At 33.0% G+C, this 19,471-nt stretch carries 20 protein-coding genes; 19 read left to right on the top strand and 1 reads right to left on the bottom strand.

Translation table 11 applies throughout. The features are described from left to right. Positions 1–152: 152 nt before the first annotated feature. The 13 genes from spoVAC to B5E79_RS04625 all read left to right on the top strand — a co-directional run bounded on the left by spoVAC (position 153) and on the right by B5E79_RS04625 (position 11,799). Positions 153–596, top strand: a complete 444-nt coding sequence (gene spoVAC / locus B5E79_RS04685) for a stage V sporulation protein AC (protein ID WP_087243180.1) — start codon at positions 153–155, stop codon at positions 594–596. Next, positions 574–1,581, top strand: coding sequence for a stage V sporulation protein AD (gene spoVAD / locus B5E79_RS04680; RefSeq protein WP_087297149.1), 1,008 nt, complete (start codon positions 574–576; stop codon positions 1,579–1,581). Before spoVAC ends, spoVAD begins: the two co-directional genes overlap by 23 nt. Then, positions 1,578–1,928: a stage V sporulation protein AE gene (gene spoVAE / locus B5E79_RS04675; protein ID WP_087297148.1), complete on the top strand. Its 351-nt coding sequence runs from the start codon at positions 1,578–1,580 to the stop codon at positions 1,926–1,928. The genes spoVAD and spoVAE overlap by 4 nt, the downstream gene beginning before the upstream one ends. Beyond that, the gene (locus tag B5E79_RS04670) at positions 1,925–3,196 is read left to right on the top strand and encodes a spore germination protein (protein WP_087297147.1); all 1,272 of its coding nucleotides are present in this window, start codon (positions 1,925–1,927) and stop codon (positions 3,194–3,196) included. Before spoVAE ends, B5E79_RS04670 begins: the two co-directional genes overlap by 4 nt. Positions 3,197–3,263: 67 nt before the next feature. Further along, positions 3,264–3,617: a hypothetical protein gene (locus B5E79_RS04665; protein ID WP_087297146.1), complete on the top strand. Its 354-nt coding sequence runs from the start codon at positions 3,264–3,266 to the stop codon at positions 3,615–3,617. Between the two features lie 73 nt (positions 3,618–3,690). Then, positions 3,691–4,959 carry an L-cysteine desulfidase family protein gene (locus B5E79_RS04660; protein WP_087243185.1) on the top strand — a complete coding sequence of 423 codons (1,269 nt, stop codon included), beginning with the start codon at positions 3,691–3,693 and terminating at the stop codon, positions 4,957–4,959. 577 nt (positions 4,960–5,536) lie between these two features. Then, entirely contained in the window at positions 5,537–6,265 is a 729-nt protein-coding gene (locus B5E79_RS04655; RefSeq protein WP_087297145.1) for a segregation/condensation protein A, read from the top strand. Further along, a complete protein-coding gene (gene scpB, locus B5E79_RS04650; RefSeq protein ID WP_087243187.1) occupies positions 6,265–6,831 on the top strand; it encodes an SMC-Scp complex subunit ScpB in 567 nt (188 codons plus the stop codon). Before B5E79_RS04655 ends, scpB begins: the two co-directional genes overlap by 1 nt. 22 nt (positions 6,832–6,853) lie before the next feature. Beyond that, complete coding sequence (locus B5E79_RS04645; RefSeq protein WP_087297144.1) at positions 6,854–7,669, top strand: metallophosphoesterase; 816 nt, start codon at positions 6,854–6,856, stop codon at positions 7,667–7,669. Between the two features lie 97 nt (positions 7,670–7,766). Beyond that, positions 7,767–9,488, top strand: a complete 1,722-nt coding sequence (locus B5E79_RS04640; protein WP_087297143.1) for an ABC transporter ATP-binding protein/permease — start codon at positions 7,767–7,769, stop codon at positions 9,486–9,488. After that, positions 9,481–11,130, top strand: a complete 1,650-nt coding sequence (locus B5E79_RS04635) for an amino acid ABC transporter ATP-binding/permease protein (RefSeq protein WP_087297142.1) — start codon at positions 9,481–9,483, stop codon at positions 11,128–11,130. Before B5E79_RS04640 ends, B5E79_RS04635 begins: the two co-directional genes overlap by 8 nt. After that, positions 11,130–11,417 (top strand): nitrous oxide-stimulated promoter family protein, encoded by a 288-nt coding sequence (locus B5E79_RS04630; protein ID WP_087243191.1) that lies wholly within the window; start codon positions 11,130–11,132, stop codon positions 11,415–11,417. Before B5E79_RS04635 ends, B5E79_RS04630 begins: the two co-directional genes overlap by 1 nt. A gap of 10 nt (positions 11,418–11,427) precedes the next feature. Beyond that, a complete protein-coding gene (locus B5E79_RS04625; protein ID WP_087243192.1) occupies positions 11,428–11,799 on the top strand; it encodes a YbaN family protein in 372 nt (123 codons plus the stop codon). 33 nt (positions 11,800–11,832) lie between these two features. On the opposite strand, the gene B5E79_RS04620 is transcribed toward B5E79_RS04625, so the two are convergent. Then, entirely contained in the window at positions 11,833–12,042 is a 210-nt protein-coding gene (locus tag B5E79_RS04620; protein ID WP_087243193.1) for a cold-shock protein, read from the bottom strand. Between the two features lie 215 nt (positions 12,043–12,257). Between B5E79_RS04620 and B5E79_RS04615 the strand changes: the two genes are divergently transcribed. From B5E79_RS04615 to B5E79_RS04590, 6 genes are all read left to right on the top strand, one after another. Continuing rightward, entirely contained in the window at positions 12,258–13,475 is a 1,218-nt protein-coding gene (locus tag B5E79_RS04615) for an aminopeptidase (protein ID WP_087243194.1), read from the top strand. 61 nt (positions 13,476–13,536) lie between these two features. Continuing rightward, entirely contained in the window at positions 13,537–15,126 is a 1,590-nt protein-coding gene (locus B5E79_RS04610; protein WP_087243195.1) for a peptide chain release factor 3, read from the top strand. 77 nt (positions 15,127–15,203) lie between these two features. Next, complete coding sequence (locus tag B5E79_RS04605) at positions 15,204–15,446, top strand: hypothetical protein (RefSeq protein WP_087297141.1); 243 nt, start codon at positions 15,204–15,206, stop codon at positions 15,444–15,446. Positions 15,447–15,502: 56 nt separating this feature from the next. After that, on the top strand, positions 15,503–17,446 hold the full coding sequence (locus B5E79_RS04600) for a P-type ATPase actuator domain-containing protein (protein ID WP_241147452.1): 1,944 nt from the start codon (positions 15,503–15,505) through the stop codon (positions 17,444–17,446). Between the two features lie 36 nt (positions 17,447–17,482). Continuing rightward, entirely contained in the window at positions 17,483–18,604 is a 1,122-nt protein-coding gene (locus B5E79_RS04595; RefSeq protein WP_087297140.1) for a glycerate kinase, read from the top strand. Next, a complete protein-coding gene (locus tag B5E79_RS04590) occupies positions 18,594–19,433 on the top strand; it encodes an RluA family pseudouridine synthase (protein WP_087297139.1) in 840 nt (279 codons plus the stop codon). The genes B5E79_RS04595 and B5E79_RS04590 overlap by 11 nt, the downstream gene beginning before the upstream one ends. Positions 19,434–19,471: the final 38 nt, after the last annotated feature.

Genomic DNA, 19,471 nt, shown 5'->3' with positions numbered 1-19,471 from the left:
CAACTTCAATCACTTCAAAAAAGTATTCAAAGATACGCGTTAAAAGTTTTTTCATGATTCATCATTTCCTTTCAAGAAGAGTATATGTACAACAAAAAAAATCATGTTTGAAAAGTCAAAAAATGTAAACACTATGTAAGAGGTGATGAAAAATGGATCGTAAAGAATATGATCAGTTGGCTGAATCTTTGAAACCAACAGGACATAAGATGAAAAATGCGTTTTATGCATTTTTGTATGGAGGTGTCATTGGTGCTATTGCACAAGGTGTTTTAGAGTTTTTTATGAATGTTTATCATGTTAAACAAGAAGATGCAACACCTATGATGATTATTACATTAGTTTTTATAAGCTGTTTGTTAACGGGATTAGGCATTTATGATAAATTGGCTCAAAAGGCAGGAGCAGGGACATTTATTCCCATTACTGGTTTTGCTAATAGTATGACATCATGTGCTTTAGATAGTCAAAGTGAAGGATTGATTATGGGGATTGGCAGCAATATGTTTAAGCTAGGAGGAACTGTCATTACATATGGCATTGTCAGTTCAGCACTGCTGGGAGTGATTCGTTATGTCATTACACTTTTTGGGTAATTCGGTGACTTTAGAAAATGTTTATATTGTTTCTTCAGGGACAGTCTGTGGACCATTGGAATATTTAGGACCATTAGGAAGCTGTTTTGATAAAAGTTTGCAGGATTATCATTATGGTGAAAAATCATTTGAAAAAGCTGAACGTAAAATGTTGAGGGATGCCTTGGATATTTGTTTGAAAAGAGAAAAACTGAAATATAAAGATATTGATTTATATTTAGGAAGTGACTTGTTAAATCAGATTACATCTGTCAACTATCTGGCAAGAGAACTGCCTCAACCCTTTGTTGGATTATATGGCGCATGTTCAGGTTTTGCTCTGTCCATGGCGATGGCTGGCTTGCTGATAGATGCTGGTTATGTAGACAAAATTGTGACAATGGTATCAAGTCATAATGCAACGGCTGAAAGACAATACCGTTATCCTGTTGAATATGGTGTCCAAAAAAAAGACACAACAACCTTTACAGCGACCGGAGCTGTGTCCACTTTATTAACCAATCAGCCACAGTCTGTAAGAGTTGAAGCTATCACATTAGGACGTGTCATAGATTACTCACAGAATGATGCTAATGATATGGGACGTGCCATGGCACCAGCGGCTTTTGATACTCTCATGAATCATTTTCAGGATTTAAAACGCACTTTTCATGATTATGATTTGGTTGTGACAGGGGATTTATCTATGTATGGTCATCAGATTTTAAAAGAAATGCTGCAACGTCATAAAATGGATGTTGTGCGATATAACGATTGTGGATGCATGTTATATGATTTATCTTCACAGCCTGTTTTTCAAGGTGGCAGTGGCTGTGCCTGTAGTGCTTTGGTGACAATGGGTTCATTATATCCACAGCTTAAAGACAAAAAATTAAAACGTGTGCTAGTTGTTTCAACAGGAGCCTTATTATCACCAATGATGAGTGCGCAAAAAGAAAGTATTCCATGCATTGCTCATGCCATCAGTCTGGAGGCGATAGAATGAATTATATCATGGCTTTTTTGTTTAGTGGTTTTGTTTGTCTGATAGCTCAGCTTATTTATGATCATAGTCGTTTGACACCTGGTCATATTACCAGTTTATTTGTTGTTTTAGGTTCGTTTTTAGATCTTTTCCATATTTATGATCGTCTGGTTGATATTTTTCATGCAGGAGCATTAATACCTATTACCAGTTTTGGGCATTCTTTAATGCATGGAGCCATGGCAGCTACCAAAGAGTATGGTGTTTTTGGTATTGCAATGGGAATGTTTGATTTAACAGCTGCTGGAATTAGTGCAGCCATTCTCTTTGGATTCCTTGTGGCTATTCTTTTTAAACCGAAATCATGAATAATTCTTATGATTTGAAACATCGTATTTTAAATTTTAAAGGAAGACTGGTTCATCTTTATTTTTTAGCCAGTTTATCTAACGATGTTTTGATTTCACGACTGGTAGAAGGTATTGAAAATAGAGAAGGAAAAGATTTAGAAAACTGTATCAACATGGGAGATGTTGAAATCGTTTCTACAAATCAGATTCAAAAAATTCAAAGAGCTGTCCTTGGTGGTAATAGTGCTTTATTTGATGGTGAAATCACCTATTTAATGGATACTAAAAATTTTCCAAATCGTGCTATTCAAGAACCAGAAACAGAAAAAAGTGTCCGTGGAGCTAAGGATGGCTTTAATGAGTCTATCTTAAATAATACAGGGTTGATTCGTCGTCGTATTCGCTCACCTGAATTATGTTTTCATTTAACAACAATGGGAACGCAAAATCCCATTGATATTGCCGTGGCTTATCTGGAAGATAAAGTTGATCGACAAGTCTTACAACAACTTTTAACTCGTATTTCTCAAGTTCAAACTCAAGAATTTATCATGACTGATCGTGCTATTGAAGAAGTTTTATTGAATCAGGGATACAACCCTTTTCCTTTAGTGCGATATAGTGAAAGACCTGATATTGTCGCAACCCATATTCAACATGGTTATATTGCGATTATATGTGATACATCTTCTTCTATAGTGATGTTGCCAACAACTCTTTTTGAAATCTTAGAACATGTTGAAGAACATCGTCAGACACCATTGATTGGGACATTTATACGATTAATACGTATGATTGCAGTTTTTTTATCCATATATCTTGTTCCTATTTTTGCTTTAAGTTCATCCTTTTTACAATGGGATTATTCCTTTTTTATACAGATTCTTATTATGGAATTATCTATTGAACTCTTACGTATTGCGACTGTTCATACGCCACAATCATTGTCTAATGCGATGGGATTAATTGCAGCTATCTTACTTGGAGAATTTGCTATTCAGCTTGGCTTTTTTTCAGAAGATATTTTGATGTTTTGTGCGATTGGAACCGTAGGTGGTTTTGCAACCCCTAATTATGAATTATCACTGACCAATAAATATATCAAAATCATGATGATTATCGCCGTTATGTTATTGAATATATATGGATTTATTCTATTTAATCTGATTTTTTGGATCAGTTTAGCACGTATCAAAACCTTTGGCGTTTCTTATTTATATCCCTTGTATCCTTTCCATGGTAAAGAATTATTACGCTTTTTTATTAGACAACCTAAAAAAGATTAATATCTTCTTAATCATTTCTTAAAGAAGATATTTTTTTATTTTGATAAACTCTTACAGGGTGATCAAGATGACACATAGATTAATGAACGCTTTTTTGATCAGTATGCTGCCATTGTTTTTTATACAATATAATCCATTATATGAAATGGTTGTGATAGATTGGTTAAATCTTTTAGCGTGTATAGGTATTCTCTTTTATTTGATAGGTGTATGGTCTTATCTTTATCAAAGAAGACATGGCTGGTTTTATACATTTTTAGGTTCTTTTGTACTTGTCGAAGCAAAGATGGGCTTATTGATTGTTTTTTCACAGGAAAAATATTTGATGAATGCTATGCTTTTTTATAATGTTTATGTTATATTTTCAATAGGATTGATGTTTTATGTCATTTGGTGCTATGTCGATGAGTCACAATGTTGAGATTTGTCAGATAATGGTATTTCATATCTTCTAAAATAATGTTAGAATAAGAAAGTAACGGGGAGAAGAGAATATGGAAGAAAAAAATTATCGTCATTATATACAGATTTTAAAAGAAGAACTGGTTCCTGCTATGGGATGTACAGAACCTATTGCTTTGGCTTATTGTGCAAGTAAATGTCGTGATGTTTTAGATGATGACATTGTAAAAGCTAAAGTCAAAGTGAGTGGGAATATTATTAAAAATGTTAAAAGTGTTGTTGTTCCTAATACTGGAGGTTTAAAAGGAATTCCTTCAAGTATTGGAGCTGGTGTAGTGGCAGGAATTACAGAAAATGTATTAGAAGTCATTGCGCATGTGACTGATCAGCAAAAAAAGGAAATGCAACAATGGTTGAATCGAACACCTATTGAAATTATACCTATAGAAAGTGAATATGCATTAGACATCTGTGTTGAATTAATTGGTCAAAATCATCGTGCAAAAGTACGTATTGCTGGTTTTCATACCAATATTGTGTATATTGAAAAAGATCAGGAAGTCCTTTTCCAGATGGGAGTCGTTGCTTCTACGGATCAGACTTTAACAGATCGTAGTTTATTGAATATTCGTGATATTTATGAGTTTGCCAAAAATGTAAAGATTGAAGAAGTGCAAGATATTTTACAGCGACAAATTGATTATAATTATGCTATTGCATGTGAAGGATTGAAAAATGACTGGGGTGCACATATTGGTCAGATTTTATTAAAGACATATGGTGATGATGTCAAAGTCAAAGCCAAGGCCTATGCAGCAGCTGGAAGTGATGCCAGAATGAGTGGCTGTGAAATGCCAGTCATCATTAATTCGGGAAGTGGTAATCAGGGAATGACAGCATCTTTACCAGTCATTGTATATGCCAAAGAATATCATAAAAGCCAAGAAGAACTTTATCGTGCATTGATTGTATCTAATTTATGTACAATTCATCAAAAAACTGGGATTGGAAGACTATCTGCCTATTGTGGCGCTGTCAGCGCTGGAATTGGAGCAGGATGTGGAATTGCCTATTTGCTTGGTGGTGACTATGAAGCTCTTTGTCATACAATGGTTAATGGATTGGCTATTGTATCAGGTATTATCTGTGATGGGGCGAAACCATCATGTGCTGGAAAGATTGCTGCCAGTGTGGATGCAGGAATATTAGGATACTATATGTATAAAAACGGCTGTGAATTTAAAGACGGTGAAGGTCTTGTTTTAAAAGGTGTAGAAAATACGATTCAAAATATTGGTCAACTATCAAGAGAAGGTATGAAAGAAACAGACAAAGAAATTATTAAATTGATGTGTCGATAAGAAGAAAATCCTTTGTAAAAAGGATTTTTACTTTATCAAAAAGTATGCTATAAGCAAATATTATGTTATAATCTTTATAAAGATAAAAAAGTGTGTCATAAAAAAATGCGTATATAAATAATAGGAGGATCTATTATTATGATGAATTTTAGAAATTGATTTGATACGCATATTAAGAATTATTTTTGTCATCCTGGCTGCTTTGCTGATCTTTTGAATGGTCTTATGTTTCAAGGAAGGTGTGTCATTGATGATAGTCATGTGTAGATTGTATATATACAACATTCCTTCGTCAGCATGAAGTCATGTCTATAATGAAAGAATATTTGATGTTTATTGGTCTTGATGAAAAGTAGTTTTAAAACAAGAATAAAAGAGATTTGATTTATGGATTAAAGATATTCAATAGAAGAATACCGATAGAAATGAAATTGACTGTTAGTCATGAAGTTAAGAAAATTATGTAAAAGATGTTTTCTTTAAAAAACAACAATCTCATAGAAAAATATTTAGGTATTCTATATAGTCATGGCATTGGACTTTATGTTATAATACATAAGTTAGTGGAGGTGGAAGCATGGCATATGAAGTTGTTCTTGAAGATTTTCAGGGTCCATTAGATTTATTGTTGCATTTAATTAAAGAAAAGGAAATGGATTTGGAAACTTTGGAAGTCTCAGTTATTACTGATCAATATCTTGCATATATTGATCAAATGGATGCTCAACAATTAGAAACAATGTCAGAATATTTAGTCATGGCAGCACAGTTAATTGAGATGAAAAGTAAAATGCTTTTACCAGCCCAAAAGGTTGAATTGGAAGATGATTATCAGGAAGATCCAAGAGAACAGTTAATCAAACGATTAATTGAATATAAAAAATATAAAGATGTCTTAGATGAATTTAAAGAAAAATATGAACAAAGACAATATATTCATACAAAAGCTCCTGCTTTTATGGATGAATATGTTATTGATACAACAGAAATGATTCCAGATAATTTGGAAGTCTATGATTTAATTAGAGCTATGCAAAAGATGTTTCAAAGAAAAGCATTATTGGCACCATTAGAATCTAAAATAGCACGTGTTGAGATTTCTATTGATGAACGTAGTGATCAGATTAGACAGTATTTTCGTATACATAAAAATCAAAGAGTCAAGTTAGAAGATTTGTTTGAGGAACCAACAAAAATCTTCTTTGTGATTACTTTTTTATCTGTTCTTGTTTTAGTCAATAAAAATGAACTGGTTATTGAACAGGATGGAAACTTTGAAGATATCTATTTAAAGGAGAGAGTTTGATGGACAAAAATGAAATATTAAGTGTGATAGAAGGTATGTTGTTTTTATCAGGAGATGAAGGTTTAACAATCAAACAAATCTCTTCTGTTTTAAAATTAAGTAAAAAAGAAGCGACACAATATGTTGATGAACTGATTCAAATTGAAAATGATAAGACAATCAAAGGGTTTGAACTGGTTAATTTTGGTGGTGTCTATAAATTTGCCACACTTGCCAAACATCATGAATATTATCAAAGAATGATTGAACAAAGTGAAAATACATTGTCTAATGCAGCATTAGAAACTTTAGCAATCATTGCTTATAATCAACCTGTTACACGTGTACGTATTGAAGAAATACGTGGTGTTGGATGTGATGCGATGATTAGAAAACTAGCTGCGAAAGCTTTAATTAAAGAAGTTGGACGAGAAGATACACCTGGTAAACCCATCTTATATGGAGTGACAGATGAATTTATGGATGCATTTTCATTGACTTCCTTAGATGAATTGCCAGAATTAAAAGAAATGAAGGAAGATTTTGATCAGGAAGATATCTTTAATACGAAATATACAGAAGAATAATATTGTAGGGTAGGAAAATATCATGGCATATATTTATGCAATTTCAGATATTCATGGAAGATATGATTTATTAAAGAATGTTGTTGATGAATGGGTTCGTTTTGAAAATGGTGATCAATTGATTTTGGTTGGTGATTATATTGATGGTGATGGTCATGGAAATTCATATCTGACACTGCAATATATTTATCAGCTACAACTTGCATATCCTCAACAGGTGATTGTTTTACAAGGAAACCATGAAGAATGGTTACTATCTTTTTTAGAAGATCGTGAAACTTATCTGGATACGCAAATAGATATGTCTTTTTCAACGTTAGAAAGTTTTACAGGTGAAGAAGATATGACATCCATCTATCAACGAGCATCTGCTTATCATCAAGATCGTTTCTCTATAATAGAAGATATGTATCATCAATGCCGTGAACTGATATGTCAAAAACATGCTTCTGTTATGGACTGGTTAAAACATTTACCTTATTATTATGAAAATGATCATCAGATCTTTGTTCATGCTGGTATTGAAGTCATTGATTATCAACCAGAACTATGGAAACAGGTATCAACAGTCAATACCTATTTGATGAAATATCCTGCCTCGCAAGGACAATTTTATAAAAAAGTCATTGCTGGACATATTGGTACACATCAAGTATCGGGTCAATCTGATTTTCATCAGATCTGTTGTTTAGGTGATTTTATATATTTAGATTCTTCTGTGATTACAACACAATTTTTAAATGTTTTACAATATGATTGTCAAACATGTCGTTATCAGGGATTGATCAAAAAGAATCAACAATGGCAAACATATGATATAGCTCATTTTAACAAGTGATAGGATATTCTATCACTTTCTTATTGACTTACGAGTTACTCTATGCTAACATTTGGCTACTTCGGTTAGATAAGACTAACAGAAAAGGAGAGTATTCATGTTTGACAAGAGATTATTAAAAGAAATGCCAGATGCAAAATCATATATATGGAAACAGGTATTTTGTCAATGGATAGCTTTATTGATGAATATTGTGTTGACGTTATTGATATGTGTTTTGTTTATACAGTTGTTTGATCAACAACTTTCTATAGAAAAAGTTGTCTTGATTTTACTTGTGATGATGATATCTTTGATAATACGTGCTTATGTTTTAAAAAAGGCAACTTATTATTCTTTTAAAGGAGCAAGTCTTGTGAAAAAGACTTTAAGACAGCGTCTTTTTGAAAAAGTTTTAAGTTTAGGAAGTCATTATCAAGATCATGTTAGAACAAGTGAATTGGTTCAATTATCAGTAGAAGGTATTAATCAGTTAGAAACTTATTTTTCATTATATTTACCACAATTATTTTATAGTGTTTTAGCACCAGTCACATTATTTGTTTTGACAGCTTTCTTAGACTGGAAAAGTGCTTTGGTTTTATTTGTCTGTGTTCCATTGATTCCTGTTTCGATTATTTTCGTACAGAAGTTTGCCAAAAAACTGCTTTCTAAATATTGGAACAGCTATACAACACTAGGAGATAGTTTTTTAGAAAATCTTCAAGCACTCACAACATTAAAAATTTATCAAAGTGATGCTTATAAACAACAACAGATGAATCAGGAAGCAGAGAATTTTAGACGTATTACAATGCGTGTCTTGATTATGCAATTAAATAGTATCAGTATTATGGATATTGTTGCTTATGGTGGGGCAGGATTGGGATGCTTTTTTGCGATTACACATTTTCAAAATCAGACTTTATCATTGTTTGGTGCATTGTTTATTGTTTTGATGTCTTTTGAATTCTTTATTCCATTAAGACAGTTAGGCTCTTTCTTCCATATTGCGATGAATGGTATTGCTGCGAGTGATAAAATCTTTAAAATCTTAGATTTGCCTGTATCATCGGATGGTCAATATGATTTAGATACTTCCTTTGATATCAGACTTGAACATGTTTCTTTTCAATATGATGACAAAAGACCTATTTTAAAGGATGTATCTTTACATATTCAGCCACATCAATTTATTGGTATTGTTGGAGAAAGTGGTTCAGGAAAAAGTACAATAGCCAAGTTAATGATGGGCTATCACCGTTGTTTAGAAGGACATCTTTATATGGGTGAGCATCAACGTAGTGATATTCGTGATGAGAGTTTTATGGAACATGTGATGTATGTGACACATGATCCTATGATATTGAAAGGAACGGTTAGAGAAAATCTAAATATGTTTTCACAATATTGTGATGAACAGTTATGGGATGTATTAAAGCAAGTGCGTTTAGATGGCTTTTTCCATGAACAAATGGGATTGGATACGCCATTATTAGAAAATGGAAGTAATTTATCTGGTGGACAAAAACAACGATTGAATCTTGCCAGAGCATTACTTAAAGACGTAGATGTTTATATTTTTGATGAAGCCACAAGTAATATTGATGTAGAGAGTGAAAACCATATTTTAAATGTCATTAAGACCTTAACACAAACAAAAACGGTTATTTTCATTACCCATCGTTTACAAAGTGTGGTTCATTGTGATGAGATTTATGTGATGCAACAAGGGACTTTGGTAGAACAGGGAACACATCAAAAACTTATGCATCAAGAAGGCATTTATCATCATATGTATCAAAGTCAACAGGAATTGGAGGTGTATAGCCATGAATAATGTACAATTGATATGGAAAATGTTAAAACTTGTCAAACCATTAACACTTCCAATGTTAGGAGCTGTTTTGTTAGGTGTTTTAGGTTTTCTTTGTGCGATTGGTATTCCCGTTATAGCGGTGATGGCTATTTTACAGACAACGGGGATGTATGCACACTTTCCTCTTTCATGGGTTTTAGGTATTTTGCTATGTTTGGCAATACTAAGAGGTGTACTTCATTATGGTGAACAGGCATTGAATCACTATATTGCGTTTAAACTTCTAGCGATTATACGTGATCATGTATACACGGCATTAAGACGTCTGGCACCAGCCAAATTGGATGGGAAAGACAAAGGTAACTTAATTTCTATTATTACCAATGATATTGAGTTACTTGAAGTTTTCTATGCCCATACGATTTCACCAGTTTTGATTGCTTTTTTCACATCTTTGATTTTATTGAAATTTTTTGCTCATATACATATATTCGCTATGATGATTGCTTTGATTGCTTATTTGATGATGGCCATTGTGATTCCCTTTTATGTCAATCACAAAGGGCAGGAGATAGGGCAAAAGAATCGTGATGCAATTGGTCATATGAGTAGTTTCCTATTAGAAAGCTATCGTGGTTTATCAACACTTTTGCAATATCATGCTGGAAACAAACGTCTTGAACAGATGAATGAACGTAGTGATCGTATTGAGGATATGCAAGGACAGATGAAAAATATTGAAGCTATTCAAATTGTAAGTTCACAATTGCTGATATCTATCTTTGCTTTCGTTATGTTTATCGTGATGTATATTTTCTATTTACAAAATCAAGTCAATGTTTATCATGTCATAACGGCAGTGGTGCTCATGCTTTCAAGCTTTGGACCAGTGATGGCTTTGTCTAATCTCGCAAATAATTTACTTTCTACATTAAGTAGTGGCCGTCGTGTCATGGCCATTTTAGAAGAAAAGGAAGCTATCTGTGAAGTGACAGGACAGCCTCATATATCATTTGATGATATTCATGTGGATGATGTGACGTTTGCTTATCAAGAAGATGATCCTATTTTACAGAATCTTCACCTTCATTTTGATAAAGGAAAAGTGACAGGTATTATTGGAAAGAGTGGTAGTGGAAAATCGACTTTATTAAAGTTGCTTATGCGTTTCTATGATCCTCTTCGTGGTGTGATCCAAATAGGTCAAACACCTTTAACAGATATCAATACATCCAATATGCGTCATATGTTTGCTTATGTCACACAGGAAACTGTGTTATTCCATGATTCGATTGAAAATAATATTAAAATCGCAAATTTGGATGCTACAAGTGATGAGATTCAAGCCGCCTGTCAAAAAGCCAGTCTGCATGATTGGATTATGTCTTTACCTGAGGGTTATCAGACACTTGTTAGTGAACTGGGGTCATCATTATCAGGAGGAGAAAGACAAAGAATTTCACTAGCAAGAGCATTTCTGAGCCAGGCAGAATGTATTTTATTAGATGAACCAACAAGTAATTTAGATGTTTTAAATGAAGGGATTATTTTAAAAGCATTACAAAATGAAAAAGAGAGAACCATTATTCTTGTTTCTCATCGTGAATCGACAATGAAGATTGTCAATCAAACAATCAAAATGGATCAAGGTAGGGTCAGCTAATGAATATTGAAAAGAAACGACAAAGAGAAATGAAAGTTGTGGCTTTGATGATTCATTTATATTGTTTACATCATGATGATATAGATGAAAAGACTTTAGTCAATTATGCTTTGAAGCGTATTGAAAAATGTCCCATGATGAAAGATAAAACATTTTGTAGTCAATGTCATATTCATTGTTATGAAAAGAATATGCAAAAGCAAATCAAAAAAGTCATGCGTTATAGTGGACCGAGAATGATTTTTTATCATCCTCTACTGGCTTTACGTCATGCTTTGAAAATTTAGGAGGAAACGTATGCGTTATATTTATTTGATGATAGGAATGATTAGCTTTGGTCTAGGATTTATTGGGATTGTATTGCCTATATTACCAACAACACCCTTTCTTTTACTGGCTGGCTTTTGTTTTGCAAGAAGCTCTAAGCGTGTGCATAACTGGTTTGTATCTACAAAGGCTTATCAAAGACATTTAGAACCATTTGTTCAAAAAAGAGCAATGACTTTAAAAACAAAAATCTGTATTTTAAGTCTTGCCAGTTTCATGCTTGCTTTTCCATTGTTTTTGACAGACTTATGGTGGTTAAGAGTCTTTATTATTGGATTATATATTTTTAAATATTATTATTTCCTTTTTAAAATCAAAACAATCAAGTTAGAACACATATAAAAAACACATCCGAAGATGTGTTTTTTATATGGTTTAATCATCAATAACTGTTACGTTAGTAGCTTGAGGTCCTCTATCTCCTTCAACGATATCAAATTCAACAGTTTGACCTTCCTGTAAAGTTTTAAATCCTTCAGCGTTAATAGATGAGAAATGAACAAAGATATCTTTGTCATGCCCTTCCATTGTAATAAAACCATACCCTTTGTCAGATTTAAACCATTTCACTTTACCTGTACTCATTATGAAGTACCTCCTTAAAAGATTTCGCAAAAAACCAGTACTTCATTTTTAAACGACTAATAAATCTTTGCTTTGAAGAATAACTAATACTTTTAAAAATACGTGCTATGTTCCTTTGCTTTTTTATTATAACATAGAGTCGTTTATGGCACAAGTTCTTGTTGACAATAGAACAAAATAGGGTATCATTTGATTAGATAGAAAGGTGGATAATCATGTTAGAAAAATATGCTGAACTTATTATTAAACAAGGTGTGAATTTACAAAAAGGACAGGACTTATTCATTGAAGCGTCTATTGACAGTTATCAGCTTGTCCGTTTATTAACAAAAAAAGCTTATGAAGTGGGTGCAAAGGATGTGATTGTCAATTATCGTGATGAAGAAGTAACACGTTTAAGATATGAACATTGTGATCAAAAACATTTTGAAACAGTTCCACTTTATATTCAGGAAATGAGAAACCAATATGCGCTTCAACATGCAGCTTTGATTTCTATTGAATCATCTGATCCTGAATCATTGAAAGATATCGATCCATTAAAAATTCAAACTTGGAGTAAAGCGGTGCGTCAGGCTTGTCAGCCATTTTATGATGCATTAGATTTAGGAATTAATCGCTGGTGTATTGTGGGCGCTCCAAGTATTGGATGGGCAAATAAAGTCTTTCCAGAAATGAGTGACGGGGAAGCGGTTGATGCTTTATGGAAAGCTATTTTCAAGGTGACACGCTGTGATCAGGAAGATCCTATTGAAGCGTGGAATGAACATCGTCGTTCATTTGAAAGACGTGTTCGTATTTTAAATGAAAAGAAAATCAAATCCTTACATTATTCTAATAGTCTTGGAACAGATTTAACTATAGGTATGAATCCTCAATATTTATTTGCTGGAGGAGGAAGTTATACAACTGATGGGATTTATTCTTTCCCTAATATACCAACTGAAGAAATCTTTACTTCACCTGATTTCCATCAAGTCAATGGCGTTGTTTATAGCTCTATGCCTTTACATTATCAGGGACATATTGTTGATGAATTTAATATCACTTTTGAAAATGGACGTATTGTGGATTATCATGCTAAAGTGGGGCAGGATGTCTTAAAAAGCATTATTGAAACGGATGAAGGCAGTCATTATTTAGGTGAAGTGGCTTTCGTGCCTTATGATTCACCTATTCGTCAGTTAAATCTGATTTTCTATAATACATTATTTGATGAAAATGCATCTTGTCATTTGGCTATTGGTAAAGGTTTTGGTGAATGTATCAAAGATGGTCTTCAAATGAGTAAAGAGGAACTTTATCAACAGGGTATTAATGATTCTTTGACACATGTTGATTTTATGATGGGGACAAAAGATTTGTCTATTGAAGCTACTTTAGAAGATGGATCAACATTTATGATTTTTAAAGATGGAAACTTTGCATTTTAAAATTGACAAACGATAAGATTTTCATTAATATGATTTCTTAGAGACGTTAAGGAGGAAAATCATGTCAGAATTCAAAGAAGAAGTGCAAAAACGCAGAACTTTTGCGATCATTTCGCATCCAGATGCTGGAAAGACAACATTAACTGAAAAGTTTCTTCTTTATGGAGGAGCTATTCAGGAAGCTGGTATGGTCAAAGGAAAAAAGCAATCTAAACATGCTGTCAGTGACTGGATGGAAATTGAAAAACAAAGAGGAATTTCAGTCACATCCTCTGTATTACAATTTAATTATGATGGTTTTTGTATTAATATTTTGGATACACCAGGGCATCAGGACTTCTCAGAAGATACGTATCGTACATTAATGGCGGCAGATAGTGCTGTCATGGTTATTGATGGTTCAAAAGGGGTCGAAGATCAGACACGTAAGCTATTTAAAGTTTGTGCTATGCGTCATATTCCTATTTTTACTTTTATTAATAAAATGGATAGGGAAGCTAAAGATCCTTATGAATTAATGGAAGAAATTGAACGTGAATTGGGAGTCGAAACATGTGCTGTTAACTGGCCAATTGGTTGTGGTAAAGAATTTAAGGGCGTTTATGAACGTCAAAAAGAAGAAGTTATTCGCTTTATTCCAGTTCAGGGTGGTAAAAAAGAAGTGGATGTTGAAGTTTGTGATGCGCATGATGAACAGTTAAAACAACATCTTGGGGAAACTTTGTATCAACAATTACAAGATGATATTGAATTATTAGATGGGGCAGGGGCACAGTTTGATATTGAACGTGTCCACAAAGGTGAACTATCACCTGTCTGCTTTGGCTCAGCACTTACAAATTTTGGTGTTGAACCATTCTTGAAACATTTCTTGTCAATGTCAACATCACCATTGCCTCGTCAAAGCAATATAGGTGAAATAGATCCATTTTCTGAAGATTTTAGTGCTTTTGTCTTTAAGATTCAGGCCAATATGAATAAAGCACATCGTGACCGTATGGCCTTTATGCGTGTTTGTTCAGGAAAGTTTACAAAAGGTATGGAAGTCTTCCACTATCAGGGTAATAAAAAGATTAAGCTAAATCAGTCTAAACAACTGATGGCTGAAAATCGTGAAGAAATCGAAGAAGCTTATTCAGGAGATATTATTGGTGTTTTTGATCCAGGTATTTTTTCGATTGGTGATACATTATGCACGGCTAAAAATAAATTTGCCTATGAAGGTATTCCGACTTTTGCGCCAGAACATTTTTCAACAATCAGAAATAAAGATACAATGAAACGTAAACAGTTTGTTAAAGGTGTAGAACAGATTGCTCAAGAGGGAGCTATTCAGATTTTTACTGAGCTTGGTGGCGGTATGGAAGAAATTATCGTTGGAGTTGTTGGAGTCTTACAGTTTGAGGTTTTAACATATCGTTTAAAAAATGAATACAATGTTGACATTGTCAGTACCCCTCTTCCATATCAATATATTCGTTGGATTAAAAATGATCAGGTTGATTTTAAGAAATTGAATCTTTCATCAGATACAAAGAAAGTTCAAGATTTAAAAGGACAATATTTATTACTGTTCTCTAATGAATGGGGTGTTCGTTGGGCAACAGATAAAAATCCTGATCTTGTTTTAGCAGAATTTTCACAAAACTAAATGATACTCACATGGGTATCATTTTTCTTTTTTAGCCATATGAAAAGTGATAGAATATCTTTAAGGAGGTGTCACCTGTGGCTAATGAAGGAAAACGCTGTTATTGTCGCTGTGTTCAGGACATGCGTATGCAAATTGGTAAAGAAGAACTGATTATTTTTAAAAAAGGTCAAGTTTATTTATGTATGATTCGTACAGGTGACATGGAAGTTTCTTTTTATAAAATTTATGGAGAAGAGTTTTCTTTAAGTTGCAGTGAAGCTGAATTTAAAGAGTATTTTCAATTAGTAAAACATGCTCAATCTTATGAGAAATCATGATGTTTCTTTGTTTTTTATAAAAAATATGTTATGATGTCGTAGAAAGGGTGATTGTATTGACAAAAAAGACTTTTGAAATCTCTCATATTCAATCGGTTGAAGAATTGAATCATTTGAGTTTGAAATTAAATGAAAAAGAACAAGTTTCGCATATTAAGGTTAATAAAGATAGTATTGTTTTTCATTGTCTTGATATTGATGCTTTATTAAGTCTTATTCAAAGTATAAATAAAGATCTGGTTGTCAAAGAGGTCATTGATGGTAAAAAACGTGAATATGATTTTGCGAAAAAGAAAGATCGTCAATATTATTTCATGTTTAAAAATATGATTACAGAAGATGATATTTATGTTTTGGTTGAAAGAATAGAAAAAGATCATAGATATCAAAATGTACGTTATGATGCACAAAACAAGCTGTTATTACTGACATCTAATCAACGTGATGTTTTAAGTTTATTAAGAAAAGAATTGTTTAAAATCAATCCTTCTGTGGAAATCATTGAACATCATCGTCCTATTCGTTCACAGGATGTCTTTAATGAAAAATATTTACATACATATATTCGTGTGGGAATATTATTGGTTGTAATTGCATTGGCTTTGGTAACATCTAAAGATCATACATGGATGACACCTGTTTTATGGTTGGTGACAGTGATTTTATTAGGGACACCTTTATTAAAAAAAGCTTGGGGAGATATTTTATCTAAGAAGTTTTTGAGTGAATCTCTTATCATATTTATAGCGATGTTTTTTGGAATTGTTTCAGGAGCTTACATTGAAACATGTTTTGCTTTGATTTTTTATGAACTGTCGACACCATTTTTAAATAAAGTTTTAGAACGCTCTTTACATAAAATTGATAATGCTGTAGAAATGCCTGAAACAGGAATCAAATGGAAAGATGATACAGAAGAAAAGGTTTCTTTATATGATGTAGAAATTGGGGATATTCTGGTGGTTAAACCAGGAGAAACTGTTTCTATTCCAGGGACTATTCATAAAGGTGTTTCAGCAATGAGCACTTATTCTAATACCAGTACCTATGAACCTGTTGTTGTGAAAGAAGGAAGTCATGTACGTAGTGGTGATGTCAATGTTGGTGATATGCCTATTTATGTGCAGGTTGATGAAACTTATGAAAGTTCTAACTACATGAATTTAATGAATATTGCCAGTGTAGCACCAGTCTATGAATCAAAAGTAGAAAAATATACAAAACGTTTAGCACAATTTTATACACCTGTTATGACTATTCTAGGACTTCTTTTAGGTATTGTTTTACCACTTGTTAATTTTGAAGATTATGGAGCATATATTCATGTTGGAGCCATTTTCCTTGTTATATCTGGTGCTTTATCAAGTGATCAGGCAACATCTTTAGGGATGTTGGCAGGATTTGCGAAAGCATTTCAAAATGGAATTATTGTTGAATCATCAATGGGGCTAGATTCAGTGAATGCAGCTCAGACTATTGTTTATGACCGTTTTGATGGGGTAGAGGTCACAAATGAGGAATTAAATCTGTTTAAAAAGCTATCTCATATGGGAAGAACATTAGTTATTTATAATGATGGTCCAGTGGCATTAGAAGATGATCAATATATGATTTATAACAATCTGACAAATGAAGAAAAAATGGAAAAAATGGATTCTTTAACGGGACCAGTTGTATATATTGGTGATACTTTTAAGGATATTGAACTTTTACAGAAAAGTTATGTCGGTATTTCTCGTGGTGGACTTGCTGATCCAAAAGTTGTAGAAAATAGTGATATTGTATTGATTGATGCCAATTTAAATAGAGTTTATGAAACTTTTGTTATTGCACGTCATATGCGTACAATTGCTGTTATGAATAATATTTTAACTGTTGTTGTTAAGATAGCAATGTTAATTGTCGCATTAAGCTGGACAGCTATTCCTTTATGGATTATTGTCTTGATTGAAATTTTATTAAAAGCTTTTGTAATGAGAAATTCAACATGTATTTTATAGAGTAGAATAGTCTACTCTTTTTTTGGAGGTGGAGAAATGAAGATTGTGATTGCGCCTGATTCTTTTAAGGAAAGTATGAGTGCTTTAGAAGCCAGTATGCAAATCAAACAGGCTATTCAAGATTATGATGATGCGATTGTCACACAATGTCTACCACTGGCAGATGGTGGAGAAGGAACGCTAGAAACATTGATTCATTCTATGAATGGACGTATTTACGAATATGAAGTGACAGGTGTTTGTTTTGAAAAGCGAAAAGCGCCATTAGGAATTGTTGGAGATTTGGCTATTATAGAATGTGCTCAGGTTTGCGGATTAGAACTTTTAGATGAAAAAGATAAAAACCCATATTTGACCACAACATATGGATTAGGAGAATTGATTTTAAAGGCTCTAGAGTTTCCTATATCACGTATCATGATTTGTTTAGGAGGCAGTGCAACAAATGATGGAGGCATTGGTATGTTAGCGGCTTTAGGTGTATCTTTTTTCAATGACCAGCATCTCACGGTCCCATTGACAATGGCTGGACTTGAAGAGATTGTTTCTATGGATTGGAGTCATTTCCAAAAACGACTCAAAGATATTGAAATCATAGGTGTTTGTGATGTTTCCAATCCTTTATGTGGACAACAGGGTGCAACATATGTTTATGGTCCACAAAAAGGATTAGCTCCTCATAATTGTCAAAAAATTGATCAGGCCATGAAACATTATAGTGATCTTATTGAAAAGCAGCTAGGTGTGTCATTTCATAACGAACCAGGAGCAGGAGCAGCAGGAGGACTCGGTTATGCATTGTTGTTGTGTCAGGGACATTTAAAACGAGGTTTTGATATTGTTAGTGAAATGGTCGGTTTAGAATCAGCTATTGCCTCATGTGATTGTGTGATTGTAGGTGAAGGCAAGATGGATTATCAGACACAATATGGAAAAACACCTTATGGTGTTTTACAGCTGGCTCAAAAATATCATAAAAATGTTTATGCTTTTTGTGGTCGTGTGGAAGACTTGGATGTATTAAAGGCGTTAGGTTTTCAAAATGTCTGGAGCATAACACCATCATCCATGCCATTATCACAAGCTCTTCAAAAAGGCAAAGAGAATTTAAAGATCTGTGTTTATGATCATATGGAGGAAATGATTCATGGAATATAAAGTCGAAATATCAACGACATTACTACCGTTTTTATTAGAACAAACATCTAAGAAACGTTCTGAACTAAAAAATCTTCTCAAATTTCAATGTATTTATGTAGATGGACATATTCAGACGCATTATGCATATCCTTTAAAGAAGGGGCAAATTGTTTCTATCGAAAAAAAGAAAGATGCTTTGCCTTTTCCTATTCTTTATGAAGATAAAGAATTGATTGTTATTGATAAACCATGTGGTTTATTAAGTGAAGCGACAGCCAAAGAAAGTCAAAAGACGGCCTATGCTATTGTGAAAAAGTATTTAACATCAAAAAATGAAAATATCTTTTTGGTTCATCGCTTAGATCAATATACTTCTGGGATTTTGATGTTTGTCAAATCAAAAAAGCTATATGATATTTTAACTCATCATTGGAATCAATATGTTAAAACAAGAGGTTATATTGCGATTGTGGAAGGAAAAATGTCAAAACCATCAGGAACTATAGATAATTATCTGGCAGAATCGAAAACTCAAAATGTTTATATAACAAGCAAACAGAATGGAAAAAGAGCCATTACACATTATCGTGTGATTCGCTCTTGTCCAAAATGGAGTATGCTGGAAGTTTATTTGGATACAGGACGTAAAAATCAGATACGTGTCCACCTTTCTTCATTACATCATCCTATTGTGGGTGATGACAAATATCATTCTACTTCAAATCCTTTAAAAAGACTGGGATTGCATGCGCATGAATTTATGTTTATTCATCCTTTGACTAAAAAGGAGATGCGTTTTGTATCACCAACACCACAAAGTTTTGAAAAACTATTCAAAAAACGATAAACTCAACAATATTATTAAGAAAAAGATTGACATATCAT

Source organism: Massilimicrobiota sp. An134 (assembly GCF_002160815.1).
Classification (GTDB): domain Bacteria; phylum Bacillota_I; class Bacilli_A; order Erysipelotrichales; family Coprobacillaceae; genus Allocoprobacillus; species Allocoprobacillus merdigallinarum.
This window is presented reverse-complemented; position numbering and strand designations above follow the sequence as displayed.

What these genes read in the sequence shown, in the direction of transcription:
- spoVAC (WP_087243180.1), top strand. Translation starts at nt 153, where the DNA reads ATGGATCGTAAAGAATATGATCAGTTGGCTGAATCTTTGAAACCAACA.
- spoVAD (WP_087297149.1), top strand. Translation starts at nt 574, where the DNA reads ATGTCATTACACTTTTTGGGTAATTCGGTGACTTTAGAAAATGTTTAT.
- spoVAE (WP_087297148.1), top strand. Translation starts at nt 1,578, where the DNA reads ATGAATTATATCATGGCTTTTTTGTTTAGTGGTTTTGTTTGTCTGATA.
- B5E79_RS04670 (WP_087297147.1), top strand. Translation starts at nt 1,925, where the DNA reads ATGAATAATTCTTATGATTTGAAACATCGTATTTTAAATTTTAAAGGA.
- B5E79_RS04665 (WP_087297146.1), top strand. Translation starts at nt 3,264, where the DNA reads ATGACACATAGATTAATGAACGCTTTTTTGATCAGTATGCTGCCATTG.
- B5E79_RS04660 (WP_087243185.1), top strand. Translation starts at nt 3,691, where the DNA reads ATGGAAGAAAAAAATTATCGTCATTATATACAGATTTTAAAAGAAGAA.
- B5E79_RS04655 (WP_087297145.1), top strand. Translation starts at nt 5,537, where the DNA reads ATGGCATATGAAGTTGTTCTTGAAGATTTTCAGGGTCCATTAGATTTA.
- scpB (WP_087243187.1), top strand. Translation starts at nt 6,265, where the DNA reads ATGGACAAAAATGAAATATTAAGTGTGATAGAAGGTATGTTGTTTTTA.
- B5E79_RS04645 (WP_087297144.1), top strand. Translation starts at nt 6,854, where the DNA reads ATGGCATATATTTATGCAATTTCAGATATTCATGGAAGATATGATTTA.
- B5E79_RS04640 (WP_087297143.1), top strand. Translation starts at nt 7,767, where the DNA reads ATGTTTGACAAGAGATTATTAAAAGAAATGCCAGATGCAAAATCATAT.
- B5E79_RS04635 (WP_087297142.1), top strand. Translation starts at nt 9,481, where the DNA reads ATGAATAATGTACAATTGATATGGAAAATGTTAAAACTTGTCAAACCA.
- B5E79_RS04630 (WP_087243191.1), top strand. Translation starts at nt 11,130, where the DNA reads ATGAATATTGAAAAGAAACGACAAAGAGAAATGAAAGTTGTGGCTTTG.
- B5E79_RS04625 (WP_087243192.1), top strand. Translation starts at nt 11,428, where the DNA reads ATGCGTTATATTTATTTGATGATAGGAATGATTAGCTTTGGTCTAGGA.
- B5E79_RS04620 (WP_087243193.1), bottom strand. Translation starts at nt 12,042, where the DNA reads ATGAGTACAGGTAAAGTGAAATGGTTTAAATCTGACAAAGGGTATGGT.
- B5E79_RS04615 (WP_087243194.1), top strand. Translation starts at nt 12,258, where the DNA reads ATGTTAGAAAAATATGCTGAACTTATTATTAAACAAGGTGTGAATTTA.
- B5E79_RS04610 (WP_087243195.1), top strand. Translation starts at nt 13,537, where the DNA reads ATGTCAGAATTCAAAGAAGAAGTGCAAAAACGCAGAACTTTTGCGATC.
- B5E79_RS04595 (WP_087297140.1), top strand. Translation starts at nt 17,483, where the DNA reads ATGAAGATTGTGATTGCGCCTGATTCTTTTAAGGAAAGTATGAGTGCT.
- B5E79_RS04590 (WP_087297139.1), top strand. Translation starts at nt 18,594, where the DNA reads ATGGAATATAAAGTCGAAATATCAACGACATTACTACCGTTTTTATTA.